A 22,381-nucleotide genomic window follows, 5' to 3' on the forward strand; every position below is an offset into this window, starting at 1 on the left:
CTCGCGCAGCAACCGCTCACGCTCGGCTTCGAGATCTTCCAACGACACACACGACATTGTTCCACCACCTGCCTGGTTGTTAAAGACACAACCAGACTAGAAGCCGACCTGGCCAAACCCCCGCAACCTACAAACGTGTCTCACACCCCGGACACGGCGTCGCCGGCTGCGCGACGGCCGGTGATCGGCCCGAGTTCACGTTTCGGTCCTTTTCTCACGGTGGTGTCGTGGTTACTGTTGCCGGTGGAGGGCCCAATGACAGTCTTCGTCACCAATGCGGGAATGCAGATCCTGGCACGCGTCACCTGGCGCCGCGCCACCGTCCTGCTGACCACCGGCGTGGCCCGCAATGTGGAGGGCACCCCGCTGGTGAAGGTGGTGCATTCGCCGACCATCACCCAGCCGGTGCACAAGGTGGTCGCCATCCGGCACGACGCCTACCGCCCGTATGCGGGCAAGTCGATGGACTCGTACGCCTCGTCGGAGGCGATTCTGCGACGCGACCAGTGGATCTGCGCGTACTGCGACGGTCCGGCCGACACCGTCGACCACATCGTTCCCCGCTCGGTGGGCGGGCCGTCGACGTACGGCAATCAGGTGGCGGCCTGCCGGGAGTGCAACAGCTTCAAGGCCGATCGCACCCCGCGTCAGGCCGGGATGGCGTTGCGCCACGCCCCGTTCGTCTACGACCCGTGGGCCCAGGACCAGAAGGAAGTCTGGGAGATGTTCGCCCTGCACGCCCAGCCGGCCTGACGCGCTACACGTCCGGGTGGCACCTACCTTTCTGCCAGCCGCGTTCCGAACGTAGGACACAGTGGTACCGTAACCCTGTACGATTAGTCCGGAGGTGTGCCGTGTCAATCAGCGCCAGCGAAGCCCGCAAGACCCTGTTTCCACTCATCGAGCGTGTCAATGACGACCGCGAAGCCGTTGAGATCGTGTCCCGCAAGGGCAACGCCGTTCTGATGGCCGCCGACGAGTACGCGGCATGGCAGGAGACGGCATACCTGTTCCGTTCCCCCGCGAACGCGCGCCGACTCCTCGACGCGTACGAGCGCGCACGGGCAGGCCGGACCGAGACGCACGAGCTCGATCGGGACGAGTGAATGCGGCTGGTCTGGGATCAATCGGCATGGGACGACTACAAACACTGGCAGACCGCCGACCGGCGGACCCTCAAACGCATCAACACGCTCATCGACGCGTGCCTGCGCGATCCGTTCGAGGGCATCGGCAAACCCGAACAGCTCAAGTATGGGGCGACGGGCGCGTGGTCACGGAGGATCACAGATGAGCACCGTCTGGTCTATCTGGTCGACGGCGACGACCTGATCATCCTCCAGGCCCGCTACCACTACTGAACCAGCCTGCCGCCCTCCGAGCACGTAAAGCACTCGGCCTCAACGCGACTCCTCAGCGCAGCTTCTTCCCGTACACGTGCCGCACGTGCAGCGCGGCCAGGACCCGCTGGTCGTCGACCATCACCTGCCGGTACTCGGTCCAGTCGGGGTGTTCGCCGGCGCCGAGCCGGTAGTACTCGACCAGCGCGTCCACGGCCGGACTGTCCGGGTCGTCGCTGGGTCCGTGCAGCACCACCTCGCCTTCGGCGGTGGCCCAGGTGTACTTGTCGTCGCCGGTGTATTCGATGGCCGCGCGCGGATCGCGGCGCAGATTCTTGGTCTTGGCGCGGTCGGCGGTCATCGAGATGTAGATGACGTCGGCGTCGCGGTCGTAGACGGCGGTGACGGGTGAGAGCTGCGGCAGGCCACTGGCTTTGAGGGTGGCCAGCACCCCGATCTTGGCGGAGGCGATCAAATCGCGCGGGTCGTAGTCGCTCACTTGACGGCCATCTCCCCCAGCTCGTCCCATTCGTCCCGGTCGATCTGCATGTTGCGCACCCGCGGCGTCTCCTGCAGCAGCGGCGGCAGATCCTGCTGCGCCTTGCGGAAGTGGTCGCTGGTCACGTGTGCTTCGGCGGCGTCGTCCTTGAAGGCTTCGACGAGGACGTATTCGTTCGGGTCGTCGAGGCTGCGCGACCAGTCGAACCACAGGTTGCCGGGTTCGGCGCGGGTGGCCTCGGTGAACTCCTTGGACAGTTGCGGCCAGTTGTCGGCGTGCTCGGGCCGGACCTTGAACTTGGCGACGATGAGGATCATGCCTCCACTGTGGCACCGATCCATGTCTGCTGTCATGTGCTCGCGCCGGCCTCGCGACCCGGGGCGCCGGTTCAGCCAGCGGGGGCCAGGTGCTGCGCCAGGTAGCGCCCGGTGACGCTGGCCGGGTCGGCGGCGATCTGGCCGGGAGTTCCGGTGGCGACGACGCGGCCGCCGTCGGCACCGCCGGACGGCCCGAGGTCGATGACGTGGTCGGCGTTGGCGATCAGATCCAGGTCGTGTTCGATCATCACCACGGTGCCGCCGCGGTCGAGCAGGCCCTGGAGGACGGTGAGCAGGACCCGCACGTCCAGCGGGTGCAGGCCGACGGTGGGTTCGTCGAACACGAACAGCGCCGAATCCTGCCGCCGGCGCAGTTCGGCGACCAGTTTGAGGCGCTGCGCCTCCCCGCCGGAGAGTGCCGGGGTGGCTTCGCCGAGGGTGAGGTAGCCCAGGCCCACGTCGATCAGACCGCTGAGTTTGCGGTGCACGGCCGGCAGGTCCGGGACGCGTTCGCGGGCCTGATCGACGGTGAGCGCCAACAGGTCCGGGAGGGCGACGGGGCCGTAGTCGGAGTCGCGGACGTGCTGCCAGGCGGCCGGGCCGTAGCGGCGGCCGTGGCAGTCGGGGCAGTCGATGTCGACGTCGGGCAGGAACTGCACGTCCAGGGAGATCTGGCCGGTGCCGTCGCAGCGCGGGCAGCGCAGCGATCCGGTGTTGTAGGAGAAGTCGGATGCGGTCAGTCCGGCGTCCTGCGCGGACGGGAGTCGCGCGTAGGCGCGGCGGAGCTCGTCGAGCGCTCCCGAGTAGGTGCCGACGGTCGAGCGCACGTTGATCCCGATCGGGGTGGCGTCCACCACGTCCACCTTGTCGATGCCGGCGGGGTCGAGGGAGAGCACGTGGGCCGGGTGCTCGCCGCGCAGGGCGGGGACGAGGGATTCGAGGACCAGCGTGGTCTTGCCGGAGCCGGAGACTCCGGTGACGGCGGTGAGGCGTCCGCGCGGAACGGTCACGTCCAGCGGGTGCACAGTGTGCACGGCGCCGGTCTGCAGCCGCAGGGTGCCGTCGCCGAAGACCTGTGCCGGGTCGGGGGTTTCGCGGACGATCACGTCGTCGGCTCCGGAGAGGAAGGGGCCGATCCGGGACTGCGGGTTCTCGCTCACCTCGGCGACGGTTCCCTGCGCGATGACCCGGCCGCCGTCGCTGCCGGCGCCGGGCCCGATCTCGACGAGGTGGTCGGCGCCGCGCAGCACCTGCGGGTCGTGGTCGACCATGAGCACCGAGTTGCCGCCGGCCACCAGGTCGTCGAGGACTCCCTGCAGGCCGATCAGGTTGGCCGGGTGCAGTCCGATGGACGGCTCGTCGAGGACGTAGAGCACGCCGGTGGTCTCGTTGCGGACGGCGCGGGCCAGTTGCACGCGCTGGCGTTCACCGGTGGAGAGGGTGGCTCCGGCCCGGTCCAGGCTCAGGTAGCTCAGGCCCAGGTCGACGAGGCGCCGGCTCATGCCGAGCAGGGTGGCGATCAGCGCGTCGCCCATCGGCTTCAGTTCGTCGGGCAGGGTCGCGGGCACCGTGGCCGCCCAGTCGATCACGTCGTGCAGCGGCAGCGCGGTGACGTCGGCGAGGTTGTCCGGGCCGATCCGCGGGGCGCGGGCGGCCTGTGAGAGCCGGGTGCCGCGGCAGTCGGGACAGGTGTGTTCGCTCAGGAACCGGCTGACCCGGGCGAGACGCTTCTCGGTGTTCGCGCGTTTGAGTTCCTCGGTGACGGTCAGGCGGGCGTTGCGGAAGGTGAAGTCGAGGTCGTGCACGCCTTTCACGGAGGTGACCGTGATGTGCTTCTTCTCTTCGGGGCCGCCCAGGACGATCTGTTTCTCGGCGTCGGTGAGTTCACGCCACGGGATGTCGGTGCGGACCCCGAATTCGCGGGCGATCTGCGGCTGGACGTTGAAGCCGAACATCTGCCAGGGGATGACGGTGCCGTCGTCGATGGACTTCTCGGGGTCGCGGATGAGGGTGGCGTCGTCCACGGCGCGGACGGTGCCGAGGCCTTCGCAGGCCGGGCAGGCGCCGGCCGAGTTGAAGGCGAGGGCTTCGGCGCCGGGGCCGAAGAAGCTGACGCCGCACTCGGGGCAGACGATGGGCTCTTCGGCGGCGACGGCCAGGGTGGGCGTCTGCCGGTGGCCGTTGGGGCAGACGTGGGAGGCCAGACGCGAGAACATCAGCCGCAGCACGTTGAGCAGTTCGGTAGAGGTGCCGAAGGTCGAGCGCGGGCCGGGGACGCCGGGGCGCTGGTGCAGCGCGAGGGCGGCCGGGACGTGCGCGACGTGATCGACGTCGGCGCGCGGGGCCTGCCCGATGCGGCGGCGGGTGTAGGTGGAGAGCGCTTCGAGATAGCGGCGTGAGCCCTCGGCGTAGACCACGCCCATCGCGAGGGACGACTTGCCGGATCCGGAGACCCCGGCGATGCCGACGAGTGCTCCGAGCGGGATGTCGACGTCCACGTCGCGCAGGTTGTGCACGCGCGCGCCGCGGATCTCGACGCAGGTCGGCGGGGTGCGGTCTCGGCGGCTGGTCATGGACACCTCCTGCCGTCCAGGGTGGCACAGGACATGCGCCAGGCCACCCCGGAGGTCACCGAGCATTCGCTCTGTGATCCGATGGGATGCGGACGACAAGTGCAGATCGCACTTCTCTGGCGAGCAGGAGGTCAAGGGGATGTCGATCGAGGTGACCGGCCACGCGCAGCGCGAGGCGTGGGCGAGCAAGGTGCTGCCGCCGGTCGAGGAGGTGCGGCCGGGCCTGTGGTCGATCCCGGTGCCGATCCCGGACAATCCGCTCCGCTACCTGCTGGCGTACGCGTTCGTCACACCCGACGGGGTGGCGCTGATCGATACCGGCTGGCTGGCCGACGACGCATGGGACGCGTTGGTGTCCGGTTTGCAGGTGGCCGGCCACGACGTGGGTGATGTGACCCATGTGGCGATCACGCATCTGCACCCGGATCATTTCGGGCTGGTGCCGCGGCTGCTGGAGAAGGCCGATCCGCAGTTGATCATCCACCGCAACGATGCGAAGCACCTGCGGTACTTCACCGACGAGGAGACCGCGGCGATGGACGCCGAGGACACTCTGGAGTTGGAGCGGCTCGGTATGCCGATCAACGTTCCCGATATCACCGGTCTGCCGACCTTCGTGCGGCTGCCCAAGGGACGGCGGGCCGACGTCGAACTCGAGCACGACGCGGCGCTCGACATTCCGGGATGGAATCTGCGGGCGGTGTGGACACCGGGTCACACGCAGGGCCATCTGTGCTTCGTCGACGACGATGCCGGCGTGATCGTGACCGGTGACCATCTGCTGCCGCGGATCAGCCCCAACGTGTCGACGGGTCCGTTCGGACGCCACAGTCCGCTCACCGAATACCTTGTGTCGCTGGCCAATACCGAGCGCATCGGAGACCTGGAGGCGCTGCCCGCACACGAGTACCGCTTCCGCGGCCTCGCCGGCCGGGTGACCGATCTGCTCGGCCACCACGAGGAGCGGCTGTCCGAGATCGCCGAGGCCATCGATGCGCATCCGCAGTCGACGGCCTGGGAGATCTCCCAGCGCGTGCACTGGTCGCGGCCCTTCTCCGAACTGTCCCCGCTCCTGTCGATGATGGCCCTGCGGGAGACCCACGCCCACCTCATCGTCCTCCGCGAGCGCGGCCTCGTCACCGAGACCTCCGGCACCCCCGCCCTCTGGTCCCCCGCCGCTAGCCGGTAATCGAGCGCTCCCCCTTCGCCGGTCGAGCGCCGTTCTTGGTGGTCGAGTGCTCGGCGACGATGCCGCCGTCCTGAGCATGCGCGGCGGAGCCCGCGACGACGCGCGGTCGAAGGGGACTGGTGTATCGAGACCCCTCCCCGAGCACCTAGTTCACAGTCAGCAGCGCAGACGCCTGTCGCGCGAAGCCCACCTGCACCGACGCTCCGCGCCGTACGTCCAGGCCGGCAGGCCGCGCGGTGAAACCGCCCTGCGCGTTCACCGCCGAGCCCGCCAGACGGGTCCCACGGACGGCGTGGATCGACGGTCCGGTCAGCTTCTGAACCGTGGCCGACGTGACGCCCGCGCCCCGGAACTTCACGGTCACATCTCCGCGCCAGCGCGGATCCAGGTTGTTGACGATCACGGTGATCCGCCCGTCGGGCATGCGTACCCCGTACGCAGTGACCTGTGCCTGCCCGTTGACGGTCGTACGCAGCATCCGTCCTCCCGCCACGTGGGAGACCATCAGCGCCGCATAGTAGTTCGGGTTCACCACGGCCGTATCCGACCGTCGCGCCGCCGCGGTGGGGAAACAGAAGACGGGATAGCTCTGGCAGTCGTCGACCTGGTTGTGCAGGTTGACTCCCGCTACCCCGGCGCGCGCCGCCGTCATCAGGTAGTCGACCGTCCACAGGGCCGCACCGAACGAGTTGGTGACGCCTTCGCGGCCCTCCTTCGCCGCTGAGTTCGTCTCCGACAGCAGTGGTTTCAGGCCGGCGCGGTGGGCGACGGCGGCGAACTGCCGCAGGAACCGTTCCTGTTTGGCGCGCGTCGCCGGTTCCAGCAGTCGATCGACGGTCGGCAGTGCTCCGGCCGCGTCGGCGGCACCGGCCGGCATCCCCAGCCGGGTCACATTGACCCACGGGTAGTAGTGCTGGTTGAGGTAGCGGCTCCGGTCACCGAAGGCGTCGACGTAGGCGTCGAGCCACGGCGCGACGACCTGGGACCACATGACGGGATCGACGGCGGGCACCCCGACCGAACCGGCCGCCAGGTCCGGTCCCTCGATCCGCACTCCGGGCGCTGCCGCGGCGATCGCGGCGCGGTAGACCCGCACATCGCGCACATAGCTGTCCGGAAGGTAGTTGCGCCGGTTGCCCTGGGGCAGATTCAGCAGGTAGGCGTTGGGTTCGTTGCCGATCTGGATCGATCGCAGTGACTCGCCGATCCGCCGGTGCGCGGCAGCAGCCTGATCGGCGGCGGCCGCCGGATCGAAGTGCCCCAGATTGACGCCGAGGTCCACACTCCACCCGGTCGCCCGCGCCAGCCGTCCCAGCCGGGAGAGATCCTCGGGCACCACGTGCTGACCGTTCGTCGTCCACGACGGTACCGGCTTGGTCGCGTCCGGCATCCAGGCGGTGTTATCGACCTGGTTCGCACTGAAGCGCAGGTTGCCGGTTCCCAGAGTGCGCAGCAGCGCGGCGACGTTGCCGCGGTCGGGGTCGGTCCAGGTGCGGTGCAGCTGGTCGGCCTCGAACGACAGTCCCACGAAGTCGTCCGGGATGAGCGTGCCGGGAGCGGCGGCGTCGACGATCACGGTGACCGTGGGCGACGGCGCCGCAGTGGCGGGGCCGGCGCCCAGCGTGCCGAGGGTGAGCAGAGCGCCCACCACGGTGGCCGTCGCGCGCGTGGCAGTTCGGACGGCCCCGCCGGACCGGAATCGGAGCATCATGACTGTGACCATAACGACGTCTCACCCGTCGCAGGGCCACAATCCGGGAGTGGACCGTGCCCCGGTCCGGCGGCCCTGTGGATCGTGATCTGGCAGTGTCGTCGCACGCCTCTACCCTGGGGGCCATGACCGACGGACCGATCTCGCGCCGACTGCTCACCAGGGTCCTCGACGAGTTCGATTCGGGAGCGCGGAACCGCGGCGCGGGATACTTCCGGCGCGGCTTCGCCACCGTCGTCTCGTCGGACGGCACCGAGCTCGTCGGCAACTGCCGCAACGACCGCGGACAGGTCTACAGCTGCACCCTGATTCTCGATCCCAGAGAACCGTACGCGCAGTGCAGTTGCCCGGTGGGCGCCTTCTGCAAGCACTGCGTCGCCGTGCTGCTCACCGCCGCCGACCAGGCTCCGGCGCGGCGCTCCCAGCGCAGTATGAACGACTGGCGCACCCTGATCAGCGAGCTGAGCACGCCGGCACAGCCGCTTCCGCCGGATGTCACGCCGCCGCGTCCGGTCGCCCTGATGTTCACCGTCGAGTCGAGCCACAGCGGTGACGTCGTCTCCGTGCGGCCGGCCACCACCGGCAAGACCGGGCGCTGGGTGACCTCCCGCCTCACCTGGCAGCATCTCCTGTACTCCCGTCCCGACGACGTGCACGATCCCGCCCACCTGGAGCTGCTGCGCCGCATCGCATCAGCTCTGCGCAACGCCACCGGGTTCAGCCCGTACACGGTCGACACGCTTTCTCTCGCCACCGCGTCGAGCGACTTCTGGGAGCTGCTGCGCGAGGCGACCGAGGCCGGCATCGACCTGGTCACCGCCACCGGACGCGGGCAGCCGTCCACGGTGGACCTGACCGACGGCTTCTCCACCGGGCTGCATGTCATGCGCGGGGAGTCCGGCGTGCACGTCGGCGTCCAGGTTCTGCTCGGCGGCGAGGTGATCGCGCCGCAGCGGCTCTGGCGCACCGGCCGGCCACGCACGACCGGTATCACCACCGTCCAGGCCGGTGAGGACGGCGACACACTGCTCCTCGGCCCCGTCGCACCGCTCTCCCCCACCGAAGAACGCCTGCTCGCCGGAAACACCACCCTTGTGGTCCCGCTCGACCAGATCGACGACTTCTCCCAGTCGCTGCCGGCCCTGACCGCCGCCCGCCGGGTGGCTGTGGACGACGGTGCGATCGTCCCTCAGGTCATCACCGGACCCGTTCTGGTTCTGCAGATCGCCGTCGACGACGATTTCACCAGCACGCTGCGCTGGCTCGTCGAGTACACCGTCGACGGTGAGCCCCGGAGCTTCGATGTCGCCGATCCGATCGGTATGGCCCGCTTCCGCAGTGCCGCAGCCGAGGCGGAGCTCTGGGACGCCGCGCGCGAGGACCTGACGGTGGTGACGGTCGACGTCTTCCCGATCTGGCAGCGGACCGTGCGCGATCTGCTCCGCGACCGGATCGACCGTCCCGAACCCTCGGACGACACGGGCGCACTGATCAGCGCGCTGAACCGGATCAGCCTGAGCGAGGATCCCAACGAGACCGTTGAGGCCGGCCCGGTCAGTCTGCTGGCGATCGCGCTCACTCTCCCGGCCATCGACACCGCCATGCTCATCGACCTGGTGATCCCGGAGGTGAGAGCCCGTGGCGCCGTGGAGGTCCGGATCCTCGGCGACGCCGAGTTCACCCTCGCCGAATCCGCGCCGGTCGTCCGTTTCGCCGGCAGCGTCGACGACAGCACCGACTGGTTCGACCTCACCGTCAGCATCGACGTCGACGGCCACCTGATTCCGCTCGCCGATCTCGTCGCCGCCCTGACTCTCGGCCAGGAGTACATGGTGCTGCCCGACGGCACCTACTTCCCGCTCGATGTTCCCGAGCTCGACGAACTGACCGAGCTGCTCGCCGAGGCCCGCGAGTTGGGCGAACTGGTCGGCGACCGCGTGGCCGGAGGCACCGTCAACGTCACGCTGTGGGAGGAACTGCTCTCGCTGGGCGTCGTCGACGATCAGCTGCGCGACTGGCAGGATCGCCTGACCCGGCTGTCGCAGGCCCGGCCGCCGCAGCCCGTCGGGCCGCCGGGCGGGCTCCAGGCCACGCTCCGGCCGTATCAGCAGGACGGCCTGGACTGGCTGAGCTTCCTGTGGGACAACGGGCTCGGCGGAATCCTCGCCGACGACATGGGGCTGGGCAAGACCGTGCAGACCCTCGCCCTCATCGCCCGGGCCGTGGAGCAGGATCCGCAGGCGCGGTTCCTGGTGGTGGCGCCGACCAGCGTCGTCGGGAACTGGGCTACTGAGGCCGCACGATTCGTCCCCGGTCTGGATGTGGTGGCCGTCGGCTCCACCGCCAAACGCTCCAGGAAGTCTCTCGGCACGGTGATCGGCGATGCGCAGATCGTCGTCACCTCTTATGCCCTGCTGCGGATCGACTACGACTCCTACGCCGGAATCGCCTGGGCCGGAGCGATCTTCGACGAGGGGCAGTTCCTCAAGAACCACAATTCGCAGGTGCATCAGGCCGCGCGGCGGCTGCCCGCTTCGTTCAAGCTCGCCATCACCGGTACGCCGATGGAGAACCGGATCATGGAGCTGTGGTCGCTGGTCTCGATCACCGCGCCGGGCCTGTTCAGCTCACCGAAACGGTTCAAGGAGCATTTCGCAGGACCCATCGAACGCGGCCACGCCCCGGAACGTCTCCACGTACTGCGTCGTCGGCTCAAACCGATCATGTTGCGGCGCACCAAAGACCAGGTGCTCACCGAGCTACCGGCCAAACAGGAGCAGGTGGTGGACCTGGTTCTCGAACCCACGCACCGCAAGATCTACGACACCTTCCTCGCCCACGAACGACAGCAGCTTCTCGGGCTGCTCGACGACTTCGACAACAACCGCATCCAGGTGCTGCGCGCACTGACCCGGCTGCGCCAGCTGAGTCTGCACCCCGGCCTGGTGGACGAGGCGCACGACGAGGTCAAATCCGCGAAGATCGCCTACCTGGCCGAACAGCTGCCGGTGCTGATCGACGAGGGCCACAGCGTGCTGATCTTCTCCTCGTTCACCGGTTTCCTCACCAGACTCGCCGGCACGCTGGATGGGGCGGACATTCCGTACAGCTACCTCGACGGCTCGATGTCCGCGGCCAAGCGCACCACGCAGATCGAGGAATTCACCGCCGGCCAGACCGGGGTATTCCTGATCAGCCTCAAAGCCGGTGGCTTCGGCCTGAACCTGACCACCGCCGACTACTGCTTCATGGCCGACCCATGGTGGAATCCGGCCGCTGAAAGCCAGGCCGTCGACCGCGCCCACCGCATCGGCCAGCAGCGCCCGGTGACCGTGTACCGCATGGTCTCAGCCGGGACCATCGAGGAGAAGGTGATCGGCCTGCAGAACCGCAAACGCGAACTCTTCGCCGCCCTCATCGACGACGGCGCCCAGTTCTCCGGTGCCATCACCGCCGACGACGTGCGTGCCCTCCTCGAGTAGATGACCGCCGGCTGGGTCGGTCTGACGCGGAGTCTGGACGGCGGGATCCCGGGAGGTCACGGCGCAGTCGGCCTCATACCTCTGGTGCCATAACCGCGAGGGAGCTACTGTTCGCCGGCCAGAACGGCGCGCGCTCAACCTTCATAGGGGTATCGAAACGCTGCCCTCGGACAGCTCCCGAACTAACGCCAGGCAGTAGGCAACTGCTTCGTCCTTCGCCTGCGTGGTCGCCTCGTGTACCTGACTCAGGATGTCATCCGGGAGCGCAAGCATGACCTCTCCAGCTTCCTCGGATACCGCCCGATGGTGACCATTCGGTGATCGGGACGCACAGATCCAGCCACACGCCCATGTCTCACAGCGGCATCTCGATCCCTTGCGGCAGAGCACTTTTCATCCGAACATCCGACACTCATCACCCCGGAAATGTCCGAAGCCTCGGATACGGTCCGAACTATCCCCCGAGCCCTCCACGGGCTCTCACGATCGGATCGCGCCAGGCATGCCTCGGGACAACGCGACCACAGGAAACCAGGAGGATCCATGAGCCGCGGATTCGCCGTACTCGATTTCGAGACCACCGGCCTCAATGCCGCCCGCTCGGACCGCATCGTCGAGGTCGGCGTGGTTCACCTCGACGACGACCTCGCCATCTCCAAAGCCCTGGAAACCCTGGTCAACCCGCGGCGTGACGTCGGTCCGACAAGGCTGCACGGAGTCACTGCACGTGACGTCTTCGACGCGCCGACCTTCGACCAGGTCGCGCCCGCCCTGCTCGACGCCCTCGACGGCCGCGTCCTCGTCGGTCACAACATCGCCTTCGATCTACGCTTCCTCGCCGCCGAGCTGCAGCGCCACGGACATGCCTGCCCCGAGGTGATCGCCCTCGACACCATGGCGCTCGCCCGCCGGCTCCTGCACGCCGACCCGCCGCCGTGTTACAAACTGCGCGACGTCGCCGCCCACCTCGGCTTCACGGTCGACGACGTCTTCGCGCACGCCACCGACGACGCCCGCACCGAGCACAGCGCCTACGGCGACGCCCTGGTCACCGCCCACGTTCTCGCCCAGTTCATCGTCGGGTCCTCCGGCTCCGACTTCTGGGCCCAGCACCTGGATCTGGCTGAACAGGTCCGCTGGCCGTCACGTCCGTCCGGCGGGTTCACGCCGGTCAAACTGCGCGGCCAATCTGCCTCGCAGCAGCCGCAGGCACCGACGATTCACGCCGTCCTGCGGGCCGTCTCCTCCGCGGCACAAACGCCGGTCAGCACCGCCCGCTATACCGCTCTGCTCCGCGATGCTCTCGCCGACCGGATTCTCGACGTCGACGAGGTCGACGCCCTGATCGAGACGGCCCATGTCCTCGGATTGGACCACGCAACGCTCGGATCGCTGCACCGCGGGCACTTCGACGCTGTCGTCACGCAAGCCTGGGCCGACGGAATTCTCACGCCGGATGAGGCCGCCGACATCATCCGGGTCGCCGAGCTCCTCGGCATCGACGGCGACTCGGTCCGCACCGCCCTACGCGGCCAGTACGACCACGCACCGGCCCAGTGCCAACCGGAGCCGGCACCACAGATCGTCCTCTCTCCCGGTTCGATCATTGTCCTCACCGGCGATATGACCGTCGCCCGCAGCGAGGTCGAAGCCGAGATCACCGCCCGCGGCTACGTCGTCGGCAAGTCGCTGACCAAGAAGACCGCACTGCTCATCGCCGCCGACACCTACACCCGGTCGACCAAGGCAAAGAAGGCCCGCCAGTACGGCATCACCGTCCTCGGCGAAGCCGACGGCCTCGCCCTGATCCGCCGCTGACAAGGACCCACACCGATGACTGTCGTCTCCCTCAAGGTTCTCGCCACCGCCGAGGACACCCGCGCCCTCTGGTCGGTCAACGTCCAGCACGACTTCGGCCCCGGCCGCCTCTGCGGCGCCTGGATCGACGCCGACGATCACACGCTCGCCCAGATCATCGGCGCACAACCGCTGCACCTGACCGCCGGCACCGACGCACCGACCGACCTCGACTGTGCCCTCCTCGACCTGCCGGCCACCCGCCAGGCGATGGTCGACGAGGTGGATCGCCTCGTCGAGCTCAACCGCGCGTCGAGAACCCCGAAGGGCAATCCGCGAGCACCGCTGCAGCGCCCGGATATCCCGGAACTGCCCACAACCGGAAACACCGACGAGGACCAACTCCGCGGTGTCGTCACCGACAATCCTGCGGCCCTCGAAGCCCTACGGTCAGCCCACTACCTCGCCGATCTCGCCGACGCCTGGTCCAGGATCGAAACCCTGCGCCTCAGCCGCGAATACCTCCGCGGCGATACGCCGCAGGCGCGCGAGTTTCCCTGCGTCACAACCGCAACCAGAGAAGCATGAAGTACGCCAAGCAGCTTCCGAGCAATCAACTCGTCAAACCTGGAGACGTTACCTCCGGCGATGCACTCGTGTGCCCGACCTGCGGCGCCGATGTCTTCCCACGAGGCGGCCGCAGCCGCACGAAACACTTCGCACACAAGCCGGGACTAGGTTCACCTGACTGCGACGAGTACGTTCCCGGTGCCGCTACCGGACGTGGAGTCGGCGTATCGGTGCTCCCGCTACAGTTGGTCGTCCTCGACAACGGGCAGTGGGAATTGTACGAATACGAGCAACTGCGGTCACCCCAGCGAACCGGCGCCTCGGCCGACTCTGGCGTCGCCGCCCGTCTCGCACACAACAACACCACCCGATTCACACGCTGGGCGGGCGACGGCAAGAACCCTGCGACTCAACCTCCCGAACGCCCGAGATCCGCGCGTGGGCAACCAAGCCGCACTTCACCACAGCGACAAAGCGAGATCGCGCCGGTCTTCTCGCGGAGCCGAATTCACATCTTCGTGCGCCACAACGGATCCGCTTATCGCGCACACGATCCAGCTCGAGACTCTCTCGTCTGGGGCGACGAGCTGATCATTCTGGTCGGCGAGAAGCGCCAGCACTTGCCGCTACCTGGAGCCAAACGGCTCCAGGTACAGAAGTTCGGTGACACAACCCTGCTCGCCTGGAGGTTCCAGCTACCGCGCGGGCCCGAAAAGACCATCAGCCGCTGGCTGTCCGATCACAGCATCCGTATCTGCTCACCCCAGGGTGTGCTGCGGATCGTCACACCGCCATTCAAGTACGACTCCAATGGCAACTGGTGGTACCCGGCCCGGACTCCAGTGACGGTGGCGACCGGCACCGCCCATGTCCAGATCACTGCTCGCGACGAGACCCGCGTGGTCGCACGGCGCAGGGTCGAGGCGACACCGTCGATCGTCGTCAGTGCTTCCAGCCACGGAGAGGTCACCGTCACGCCCGACGACGCCCAAACCACACTTAGCTACCACACCTATCGAAGGAAGACCGGACGGCCAAAAGTCCAAGAGTGGACGGTGCAGGTCGGGACCGACGAGTATCGGCCATTCTCCGTGGGCCAGTTTCCACCGGAGACACCGCCGGAAATCGTCGCCCCGAACACCGGCGTCCGATTCTCACTGGCCGCCGTTTCAGACGAGGGTGAGACGATCCAGCTCTTGGCCGCATCATCGTCTGAAGCAAACGACTGGCTGAAGTCGAACGCTTCCCGCACCCAAAGCATCGGGATCAGTGCGGGAGCGCTGGGAACAGTTCGGCTGGTTAGCGTTCCGTCGGCACAATCCGGCGATAGCTCACCGAACCTTGCGGCTGCCACCGCCCGCGACCTCGTATTGACTCCGGAATCACCCACGTCGGATGAGGCAGCCAAGCCCGAAGCAACGTCCGGCAGTTGGGCAGATCTACCGGCAGCGAGCGAATTGGCGCATCCTGGCGCCTTATCCGGGATGAGTCAGACTGCACGCCCCACCAATCAGCAGCGGAGATGGCCACTGGCCTTCGCCGCCGCACGACTAGATTCCGACGATCAGCCGATGCACTGGCAGATCCGGACTCACGTGCACACCCACAATGGAAGGACACGTCAGCGTTGATCAGGACAGGCTCAGTCGTCATCGGCCACCTCGAGTACGTCGATTCGCCCGCTAACTGGGGACGCGTCCAAGCAACAGCGATCAGCAACGGTGAACAGTGGCTGCCCGCCGACCCCGACGAATTCGGAAGCGGCTACGTCTACTGGTACGGCTGTGGCCGCTACGCAGAGGGCACTGTCGTCTGCTTCACAGTTGAGCCAAACTCCAAGGGCAAAGACAAGTTCATGGTCCGTCATCTAGTCCCGATCATTCGCATAATGGATCAGCGCAACAGCCCCTACGCCGAAGCGGTCAACAGACTGCATGCGGACAGGGTGCCGCTTCTCATAGGCCCCAATCAGGAACAGGCCTGGGTCGCGTGCGCGGACGACATCGTCGTCGGACCTATGACTATCGACAGGGACACCGCCGGCCAGGCTTTGCTGCGACCGAGTTCGAATCTCTCCGCGATTCACTTCCGCTCGGGTACTCGTCTCGCCGATCTCGCAGGATACGGACTGTGGATGCTCGCCGACACACCGAGCGACGGAGTTCTCGATTGCCGGTCAGATGTGGAGATTCTCCGATCCGCCTTGGGCGACGCTGCACGAGTCCTCAAGAATGACGGTCGAGATACTCCCGACTGGATCGCAACCTCCAAGCTCATCAGCGAGGCGATCACCAGCGAGAACGTCACATCACTCAGCTCCGCTGCTCAGGAACGGCTGAATCGGGCGCTCGAACTCTCCCAGAATCAGGCGACGGCGAACGCTTGTGCCGACAAGCTCGCCACAGTAGCCCTCGCTACCCCGGACGTCGCCACGGCCATCGACGAAGCGAAGGAGCGCGGTTACGAAGCGGGCTTTACCACCGCTGCCCATGACTTCGAGATCCGTCACAAAGAGGCCCTGGTCGACGTAGCGGAACTGGAGGCACAGACCACTGCACTGCGCACACAGCGTGATGCGATCACCGCACAGCTCGACCAGATGGAAGTCCATGTCGCGGAGACACTTTCCAGTACCTCGGCCTCTCTCGGCCGGACTGCTGCGGACGCGCTGCTCTTGCGTACGCTCGCTGGCGAGTCGACATCTGGACCCCGCAGATACCGGGTCGATTCTGCTCTGCCGCCTGTTCCCGCAGACGTACGGACTGTGAGCGCTCATCGAGTCTTCGGCCGCTCAAGCGATGTTTTCGGCGATAAAGCTCTGCGGACCGCACTCGCCCGGATTCATGCCGCACTGGGCGCCGGGATGTTACCGATCCTAACGGGCCCAGGCGCGACTGCGGTCGCCGAGATCTATGCCCGAGTCACCGTTGCAGGGAGAGTCGCCACCCTCCCCATCTCCCACGATTTTCTTCAGCCGCACGACCTTCTCGGCATCCGCTCGTCAGATGGTTCTCTCTCGCGCCCGTTCGGTGATCTCCTCGTGGCTGCGGCACGTGAAGTCTCGTCCGAGACCCCCGGTCTGGTGGTTCTCGAAGGCGTCAACCGCGCCCCGACAGAGACCTATCTCTCACCGTGGATGTCCCGACCCGGCCGAGAGATTCTTGTGCCGCAGTCCGCACGGACTGAGCTCGGCACGGACAGATTCTGCCCACCTCCCGAACTCCAGTTCATCGCTACGGCCGTGGCTGGATCCACCTGCGCGCCAGTGGGACTCGACCTCTGGACCCACTCCGTCGCAATTGAGGCCCCGGTCCCAGCCGCCCTGGACGACGACCTGCCTGTCAGCGTCGTGCTGGGTCGTCCCGTCGATACAAGTACGCCCAGCGCCAAGGTCCTGAGCACGATCGCGGAGGGCAAGGGAATCGCCGACAACCTCTGGCCACTCAGCACCACGATCTGGAATCAAGCTCTTCGCTTCGGATCCGAGCTTGAGCAGAACGACCGGTGGCGCCTCACGCAAGCGGTCACGCAATCGTTGCTACTCCCCGCGCTGGCGTCCGCCTTGCACGGTGACGATCTCATTCAAGCCAGTGAGATCATCTCGCGTTGGGCGAAACCACAGGACCAGATGTGGCGCAATCTCTGCATGAAGCAGAGCCTCCGACTGAATCGGACCTTCGGATGATTACACCGCTGCAGGTCGTTGCTGCCGAAACGGACGATCAGCTTCGGCAATTGACGAACGATCTCGGACTCGCCCCGACGTCTGACCTGTCCGCGGTCATGTACGAGCTGCTCCGCGCCGTATTGACGGCGTCGTCCATCGACGGCACGTCGATCGACGGGACCACCCTGATCGACCGCACCGTCGAGCTGATCCGGCCGGCGGCTAAACAGAAGGCTTCCCAGGTTCGGGCAGAGGCTGTTAAGGCTCTCGATGCCCTGCACCGGATCGGCGATGCCGGCAACGTCGACGACGACCGGTGGATCGGCTCGCCGACCTACCAGGTCGAGACCGAACGCCCTAAACGGACGCTGCTGGTATCCGGGCTTCCGCTATATCGCCTTCCTGAAGAGATCCGCCGCAGCACAGTCTCGGACGGGCCAGTACGAATAGTCGGGCCGAAACCGGCAAAGAACGCCAGACGAGTCGCAGCCGACCGATGGCTTTCCCCACCAGGTCAGCCGCTTGCAGAGTGGACGACCACGGCGCTCAACTCCGGCGGACTAGAAAGCGTCGACAAGTCGACCCTGACGTCCGCGGCATGGCACTGCTATCTCCCGGAGAAGGCCAAAGCCAGCACTCTGCAGCAGCAGCGATGGCGTGGCCTCCACAAGGGGGTCATGGGCCGCGTTCTCACTCGAGCGCAGCACCACGACCGAATCATTTACCTCATCGCGGCGTGCGAGAAAGGAGTGATCCGCCAGGCGCGGATCATCGACAGCGATTCGGCGCTGCGCCTCATGTACGGCCTCGACGCACGCGCCAGGAAGCCGACGGTCGCTCACCTAACGTCCAGTGGGCCCCGGCTGGAGTTGACCACCACCAACCCGCTTCCGATCCACGAAAGCCGGTCACTGATTCTCGCTGCAGACTCGGTCACCGGATCAAAATGGATACTTCCAGCGGACTATCCCCCGGAGATCCCGCCCCTGCGCGACCTCCGTGTGACTATCCGGCAAGATCCAGCAACGCAGGGAGCCTGAGTGACCACCTCGACGTTCATCTGGATGCAGCTCGACGCCACCCAGGCCGAACCCCGCCGGGAAACTTGTCCGTGCGCTGAGTGGGCCGCCCACGCAGGACTTCTTCGGCGTCGGACAGGTCCACGGAAGCTTCGCAATCGCCTTCTTACCGAGCATCCGGAGATCGTGCGCCGGCCCGGTCCGATCGCGATGAACGGCATGCTCATGCCGACAAATACGGCAACGTCAACTCCACGCACACAATGGGTGCCACGATGATGAACGGTATTCGGCGGCTCCGTCCGGGAAGAAACTCGGCACGCCCGCACGGGCCTGGTCGAGCGTGCGTCCGTCCGGCAGCTCGATCGGCGTGCCCGGCCGGACCAGCCAACCGTCGTCGGACGCGTCGAACGCCACCTGATCGGGGTAGATCCTCACCTGCGGCACCAGCCCGGTCACCGACAGCTGCGCCGATCCCGTTCCCAGAAGGCCGATCTCGCGATCCTGCACCGTGTCCGCACAAAAGCTGCCGTAGCGCTCACCGGCGTCGTCGACCAGATCCGCCACCAGGGTGTTCTCCCCCTCGATCAGACCGAACCCGGACGCCGTCGTCGACGCCTCGGCGAGGAAGCCGGGGACGGCACGGACCTGTCCGCTCGGGTGCAGGGCGGCGGCGATCATCACGCCCGACGGGTCGATCCACTGCCCGTACGCCCAGCCGTCGTCGTCGGGCCCGGCATGTCAATCGACCTCACTGCGATGCTCGTGCACGAAGTGCGCCACCGCCGCCCATCCCAGCAGCGGCAGGCCGACGCTCCCGAACAATCCGTAACTCATGGCTGGAGATGGTGGCAGAAGGTTCAGACACCTGTGCGTCGAACCCGGATCATGTCGTCCTGTGACTTGTATGGACCGTGGCGATGTCGCGATGCGGAGCGAGTCCGCAGCACTGTCCGAGCAGTGCCGTACGGTCACAGGGCAGTTCAGATCAGGGGGAAGCTCATGTCCGAATCCACGCCGACGTCCAACCGAAGTCCTATCGAGCTCCTGCTCGCAGTACTCGGCATTCCCGCCGGCGGCGTGGTGCAGGTGTGGATGGACGATCACAACGCCGGCCTGTACCGGATTCCCGACGACGATCACTTCGCCGCCGTGATCGGCACCGGAACGCTGACCCGCGCACTCATGGCCCCCGGCCGCTGCCGCGAGATCTGCCAGCTTCAGCCGAGTATCGGACTGCTGGTGCTCCAGGAGGATAGGCGGGCGAACCGCCGCACCGATTCCGGTTATCCAGCCGGCTACGGCTCCTACCAGGTCTCACCGGCCACCGAGGTGATCGGCGACCCGTGGAAGGACTTGAGCGAGTTCATCGCCCGGATCCTCGAACCGGCGTTCACACGCGGGGAACTCATCGCCGTCGAACCCGGCGGATGGCACCACGACCGGTCCGCGCCGTTCGTACTCATCGGTGCGACGATGATCGACGGCCAGACCCGTCTCGTCATCGAGACGCAGCCACCGGTGACCGACAGCGACATCTGGCCGCCGTCGGACGACCCGGAGGGCCCGAGCATCGCCGCGCCGCTTCACGACGGCACTCTCCGCAGCTGCGGGGCCTTCGCCGTCGACGCCGTCATGCGCTGGGGCGTCGAACCGTGGGATGTTACCGTCACCTATCTGGATCCGGAAGAGCTGCCGGAGTTCCGCGACTGAGCTGCACCTCCGCTGCGTCCCTCGCGCTACGTCGCCGACGGACGTCTCCCCCACTCGAATCTCCTCTTCAACGGTGCCACTGAGCCACAATTCAGACCATGTCCGAAGCAGACGCGAACTCGTCGCCCACTCCTCGCCCGCCCCGCCTCACCGGATCTGAGCCGTTACATTCCGGAGACGGCACACCGCTCGACCGGTCCCCGTCGACTGTCCTCGACTTCTGGGCATGGTCATCCTCCGACCTGATCGGCAACTCACTGCGAGGCGTCCTCGCCGAGTTCATCGTCGGCACGGCTATCGGCTGTATCGACACGAAGGACACCCGAGTCGAATGGGACACGGTCGACCTGCTCACCAGTGACGGCATCGGCATCGAGGTGAAGTCCACCGCGTACGTGCAGTCGTGGGGCACGACAACGCCCCAGTCCCTCGGTTTCACAATCAGACAGACACGCAAGTGGGACCAACCGACACGTACCTACGCTGTCGAACGAGAACGGCACGCCGACGTGTACGTGTTCTGTGTCTACAAACCGGCTGACAATGACAAGGCGGATCCACTCAACGTCAACGACTGGAGCTTCTACGTCGTCTCGACTCCCACGGTGAACGAGGTATTCGGCGAACAGAGGACCCTGACACTGTCGCGGCTCCGCCATACCGCCGAGCTGGACAACCGAATACGACGATGCACCTATGCGGAGTTGAAGTCCACCGTCGATCACTGTGCACCGCCGTCGTCCACATAGCGCCGGAGCGGATCGTCGCCGAGACGCCGCTCGGCCGGGAGCAGTCAGCTGTCGCAGCGAGCACCCTGCGAGAACGTGCAGGCGACCGACGGTGAGGCGTGCAGCACCGCCGAGATCGTCTCCTCACGCCCCTCGGGCGCGACGACCTCGGCACGGATCTGCGCCGGGACCGGCACCGTCCGCGTCTGTCCACGCACGGTGGCCGTGACCGGCCCTGCCGTGTAGTTGTGCGCCGACGAGACCAGGATGGTCTCGGCACCCGCCGAAATCAGCTGCTGCCGCAGCTGGTCGTCCAGCTCGGCCCGGTCGAGGATCGCGGTGAGCACCACTCCGGCCCTGCGGCCGTCCGCCCGTGCAGGGTGCTGAGCCCCGTCGCCGGGCGCCGCGATCGGCGGCGCCACCACATAGGCGCTCGAATCCTGCTGCACCTGATCGATCCGGTCTTCGTCCTCCGGGCGCACTCGCAGCCCGATCGTCCACTCGATCAGGTACGCGAGGACCAGCATCAGGCCGAACGCGTAGCCGATCACCGCGAGCAGCGCCACCACCTGATGGCCGAGCAGCGCACCGCCGCCGCCGGCGAAGATCCCGTCCTTGCCGGTCGGATTGACCGCCGCGTCCCCGAAGAAGCCGACCAGCAGCGAGCCGAGAATACCGCCGATGAAGTGCACAGCGACCACGTCGAGCGCGTCGTCATACTTGAAGACGTTCTTTAGGTGCAGCGCCAGGTGGCAGACCAGACCGGCGATCAGTCCGATGGCCACGGCGGCCGCCGTGCCCACGTAGCCGGCGGCGGGGGTGATCGTGGCCAGGCCGGCCACGCCCCCGGTCACCGCGCCGAGCACTGTCATGGTCCGGGTGGTCAGCCATTCGATCAGCAGCCACACGGCCATCGCCGCGGCACCGGCGACCTGGGTGTTGAGCATCGCCTGTGCGGCCAGACCGTCGGCACGCAGACCGTCGCCGGCGTTGAAGCCGAACCAGCCGAACCACAGGATGCCGGCACCGAGAATCACCAGCGGCACCGAATGCGGCAGCGGTGCGCGATCCGGGTACACCCGTCGACGGCCGAGCACGACGAGCAGCGCCAGCACCGCGGCACCGGCCGAAGTGTGAACGACCATTCCGCCGGCCCAGTCCTGAGCACCCATTTTGGTGGCCCAGCCATCGGTGGACCACAGCCAGTGCGCGATCGGCGGATACACCACGATCGACCAGGCGGCCAGCAGCACGATCCAGCCGAACGCTTTGAGCCGGTTGACCACCGCGCCGCTGATCAGCGCAGGAGTGATGATCGCGAACATCATCTGATAGGCGACGAAGGCCAGCGTCGGGATCGCCAGATGGCTTGCGGCATCGACGATGTGCCGCGGATTGTCCGGAGCCTGCCCCAGGTCACCGAGCCCGAACAGCTCGAAGTTCCCGATGAAGCTGGCGTTGTCCTTACCGAAGGCCAGGCTGTAGCCGACGATTATCCAGGTCAGGCTGATCACCGCGATCGGCAGGATGTTCTGCTGGAGCATCACCAGCACACTCCGGCGATCGACCATACCGGCATAGAACACTGCCAGCCCCGGTGTCATGAACAACACTAGAGCGGCACAGATCAACACCCAGGACGTATCGCCGGCGCTGACCGAGACCTGCTCCGCCAGAAGCGATTGCACACCACCATCCATGAAATTTTCCCCCTGCCGAAGACCTCGGCCGGATACTGCTATCGAGGCACACCGTACGGCAGTCGCAATCGGCGCG

At 66.9% G+C, this 22,381-nt stretch carries 18 protein-coding genes; 12 read left to right on the forward strand and 6 right to left on the reverse strand.

Annotated features, from left to right (window positions below; all coding sequences use genetic code 11):
• Positions 1 to 255: 255 nt before the first annotated feature.
• The 3 genes from ACJMNC_RS03010 (at position 256) to ACJMNC_RS03020 (ending at position 1,361) form a co-directional block, all read left to right on the forward strand.
• Positions 256 to 753, forward strand: a complete 498-nt coding sequence (locus ACJMNC_RS03010; protein ID WP_408946472.1) for an HNH endonuclease — start codon at positions 256 to 258, stop codon at positions 751 to 753.
• A 101-nt stretch (positions 754 to 854) separates the two neighbouring features.
• Positions 855 to 1,106 carry a type II toxin-antitoxin system Phd/YefM family antitoxin gene (locus ACJMNC_RS03015; protein WP_408946473.1) on the forward strand — a complete coding sequence of 84 codons (252 nt, stop codon included), beginning with the start codon at positions 855 to 857 and terminating at the stop codon, positions 1,104 to 1,106.
• A complete protein-coding gene (locus ACJMNC_RS03020; RefSeq protein WP_408946474.1) occupies positions 1,107 to 1,361 on the forward strand; it encodes a Txe/YoeB family addiction module toxin in 255 nt (84 codons plus the stop codon). It abuts the gene before it with no gap.
• Between the two features lie 52 nt (positions 1,362 to 1,413).
• Here the strand turns inward: ACJMNC_RS03020 and ACJMNC_RS03025 are convergent, their stop codons facing one another.
• The 3 genes from ACJMNC_RS03025 to ACJMNC_RS03035 all read right to left on the reverse strand — a co-directional run bounded on the left by ACJMNC_RS03025 (position 1,414) and on the right by ACJMNC_RS03035 (position 4,729).
• Positions 1,414 to 1,839, reverse strand: coding sequence for a PPOX class F420-dependent oxidoreductase (locus tag ACJMNC_RS03025; protein WP_408946475.1), 426 nt, complete (start codon positions 1,837 to 1,839; stop codon positions 1,414 to 1,416).
• Complete coding sequence (locus ACJMNC_RS03030; protein WP_408946476.1) at positions 1,836 to 2,156, reverse strand: putative quinol monooxygenase; 321 nt, start codon at positions 2,154 to 2,156, stop codon at positions 1,836 to 1,838. Before ACJMNC_RS03030 ends, ACJMNC_RS03025 begins: the two co-directional genes overlap by 4 nt.
• Positions 2,157 to 2,227: 71 nt before the next feature.
• Positions 2,228 to 4,729, reverse strand: a complete 2,502-nt coding sequence (locus ACJMNC_RS03035) for an excinuclease ABC subunit UvrA (protein ID WP_408946477.1) — start codon at positions 4,727 to 4,729, stop codon at positions 2,228 to 2,230.
• Between the two features lie 139 nt (positions 4,730 to 4,868).
• Between ACJMNC_RS03035 and ACJMNC_RS03040 the strand changes: the two genes are divergently transcribed.
• Positions 4,869 to 5,918 carry an MBL fold metallo-hydrolase gene (locus ACJMNC_RS03040; RefSeq protein WP_408946756.1) on the forward strand — a complete coding sequence of 350 codons (1,050 nt, stop codon included), beginning with the start codon at positions 4,869 to 4,871 and terminating at the stop codon, positions 5,916 to 5,918.
• A gap of 145 nt (positions 5,919 to 6,063) precedes the next feature.
• Here the strand turns inward: ACJMNC_RS03040 and ACJMNC_RS03045 are convergent, their stop codons facing one another.
• Entirely contained in the window at positions 6,064 to 7,629 is a 1,566-nt protein-coding gene (locus tag ACJMNC_RS03045; protein WP_408946478.1) for a hypothetical protein, read from the reverse strand.
• Between the two features lie 125 nt (positions 7,630 to 7,754).
• Between ACJMNC_RS03045 and ACJMNC_RS03050 the strand changes: the two genes are divergently transcribed.
• From ACJMNC_RS03050 to ACJMNC_RS03075, 6 genes are all read left to right on the forward strand, one after another.
• The gene (locus tag ACJMNC_RS03050; protein WP_408946479.1) at positions 7,755 to 11,111 is read left to right on the forward strand and encodes an SNF2-related protein; all 3,357 of its coding nucleotides are present in this window, start codon (positions 7,755 to 7,757) and stop codon (positions 11,109 to 11,111) included.
• Positions 11,112 to 11,654: 543 nt separating this feature from the next.
• Entirely contained in the window at positions 11,655 to 12,929 is a 1,275-nt protein-coding gene (locus tag ACJMNC_RS03055; RefSeq protein WP_408946480.1) for an exonuclease domain-containing protein, read from the forward strand.
• Between the two features lie 15 nt (positions 12,930 to 12,944).
• Entirely contained in the window at positions 12,945 to 13,496 is a 552-nt protein-coding gene (locus ACJMNC_RS03060; RefSeq protein WP_408946481.1) for a hypothetical protein, read from the forward strand.
• A complete protein-coding gene (locus tag ACJMNC_RS03065; RefSeq protein ID WP_408946482.1) occupies positions 13,493 to 15,109 on the forward strand; it encodes a hypothetical protein in 1,617 nt (538 codons plus the stop codon). The genes ACJMNC_RS03060 and ACJMNC_RS03065 overlap by 4 nt, the downstream gene beginning before the upstream one ends.
• Complete coding sequence (locus tag ACJMNC_RS03070) at positions 15,106 to 17,163, forward strand: hypothetical protein (protein ID WP_408946483.1); 2,058 nt, start codon at positions 15,106 to 15,108, stop codon at positions 17,161 to 17,163. The genes ACJMNC_RS03065 and ACJMNC_RS03070 overlap by 4 nt, the downstream gene beginning before the upstream one ends.
• Positions 17,160 to 18,185 (forward strand): hypothetical protein, encoded by a 1,026-nt coding sequence (locus tag ACJMNC_RS03075; RefSeq protein WP_408946484.1) that lies wholly within the window; start codon positions 17,160 to 17,162, stop codon positions 18,183 to 18,185. The genes ACJMNC_RS03070 and ACJMNC_RS03075 overlap by 4 nt, the downstream gene beginning before the upstream one ends.
• A gap of 225 nt (positions 18,186 to 18,410) precedes the next feature.
• Here ACJMNC_RS03075 and ACJMNC_RS03080 read toward each other — a convergent pair whose 3' ends face one another.
• Positions 18,411 to 18,845, reverse strand: coding sequence for a hypothetical protein (locus ACJMNC_RS03080; protein WP_408946485.1), 435 nt, complete (start codon positions 18,843 to 18,845; stop codon positions 18,411 to 18,413).
• Positions 18,846 to 19,166: 321 nt separating this feature from the next.
• Here ACJMNC_RS03080 and ACJMNC_RS03085 point away from each other — a divergent pair, with 321 nt between their 5' ends.
• Both ACJMNC_RS03085 and ACJMNC_RS03090 read left to right on the forward strand, forming a co-directional pair.
• Entirely contained in the window at positions 19,167 to 19,877 is a 711-nt protein-coding gene (locus ACJMNC_RS03085; protein ID WP_408946486.1) for a hypothetical protein, read from the forward strand.
• A gap of 98 nt (positions 19,878 to 19,975) precedes the next feature.
• On the forward strand, positions 19,976 to 20,626 hold the full coding sequence (locus ACJMNC_RS03090; RefSeq protein ID WP_408946487.1) for a hypothetical protein: 651 nt from the start codon (positions 19,976 to 19,978) through the stop codon (positions 20,624 to 20,626).
• 44 nt (positions 20,627 to 20,670) lie between these two features.
• Here the strand turns inward: ACJMNC_RS03090 and ACJMNC_RS03095 are convergent, their stop codons facing one another.
• Positions 20,671 to 22,305: an ammonium transporter gene (locus ACJMNC_RS03095; RefSeq protein ID WP_408946488.1), complete on the reverse strand. Its 1,635-nt coding sequence runs from the start codon at positions 22,303 to 22,305 to the stop codon at positions 20,671 to 20,673.
• Positions 22,306 to 22,381 lie beyond the last annotated feature (76 nt).

The organism is Gordonia sp. VNK21 (assembly GCF_046098115.1).
Taxonomy (GTDB): Bacteria; Actinomycetota; Actinomycetes; order Mycobacteriales; family Mycobacteriaceae; genus Gordonia.

What these genes read in the sequence shown, in the direction of transcription:
- ACJMNC_RS03010 (WP_408946472.1), top strand. Translation starts at nt 256, where the DNA reads ATGACAGTCTTCGTCACCAATGCGGGAATGCAGATCCTGGCACGCGTC.
- ACJMNC_RS03020 (WP_408946474.1), top strand. Translation starts at nt 1,107, where the DNA reads ATGCGGCTGGTCTGGGATCAATCGGCATGGGACGACTACAAACACTGG.
- ACJMNC_RS03030 (WP_408946476.1), bottom strand. Translation starts at nt 2,156, where the DNA reads ATGATCCTCATCGTCGCCAAGTTCAAGGTCCGGCCCGAGCACGCCGAC.
- ACJMNC_RS03035 (WP_408946477.1), bottom strand. Translation starts at nt 4,729, where the DNA reads ATGACCAGCCGCCGAGACCGCACCCCGCCGACCTGCGTCGAGATCCGC.
- ACJMNC_RS03040 (WP_408946756.1), top strand. Translation starts at nt 4,869, where the DNA reads ATGTCGATCGAGGTGACCGGCCACGCGCAGCGCGAGGCGTGGGCGAGC.
- ACJMNC_RS03045 (WP_408946478.1), bottom strand. Translation starts at nt 7,629, where the DNA reads ATGATGCTCCGATTCCGGTCCGGCGGGGCCGTCCGAACTGCCACGCGC.
- ACJMNC_RS03050 (WP_408946479.1), top strand. Translation starts at nt 7,755, where the DNA reads ATGACCGACGGACCGATCTCGCGCCGACTGCTCACCAGGGTCCTCGAC.
- ACJMNC_RS03055 (WP_408946480.1), top strand. Translation starts at nt 11,655, where the DNA reads ATGAGCCGCGGATTCGCCGTACTCGATTTCGAGACCACCGGCCTCAAT.
- ACJMNC_RS03060 (WP_408946481.1), top strand. Translation starts at nt 12,945, where the DNA reads ATGACTGTCGTCTCCCTCAAGGTTCTCGCCACCGCCGAGGACACCCGC.
- ACJMNC_RS03065 (WP_408946482.1), top strand. Translation starts at nt 13,493, where the DNA reads ATGAAGTACGCCAAGCAGCTTCCGAGCAATCAACTCGTCAAACCTGGA.
- ACJMNC_RS03075 (WP_408946484.1), top strand. Translation starts at nt 17,160, where the DNA reads ATGATTACACCGCTGCAGGTCGTTGCTGCCGAAACGGACGATCAGCTT.
- ACJMNC_RS03080 (WP_408946485.1), bottom strand. Translation starts at nt 18,845, where the DNA reads ATGATCGCCGCCGCCCTGCACCCGAGCGGACAGGTCCGTGCCGTCCCC.
- ACJMNC_RS03085 (WP_408946486.1), top strand. Translation starts at nt 19,167, where the DNA reads ATGTCCGAATCCACGCCGACGTCCAACCGAAGTCCTATCGAGCTCCTG.
- ACJMNC_RS03090 (WP_408946487.1), top strand. Translation starts at nt 19,976, where the DNA reads ATGTCCGAAGCAGACGCGAACTCGTCGCCCACTCCTCGCCCGCCCCGC.
- ACJMNC_RS03095 (WP_408946488.1), bottom strand. Translation starts at nt 22,305, where the DNA reads ATGGATGGTGGTGTGCAATCGCTTCTGGCGGAGCAGGTCTCGGTCAGC.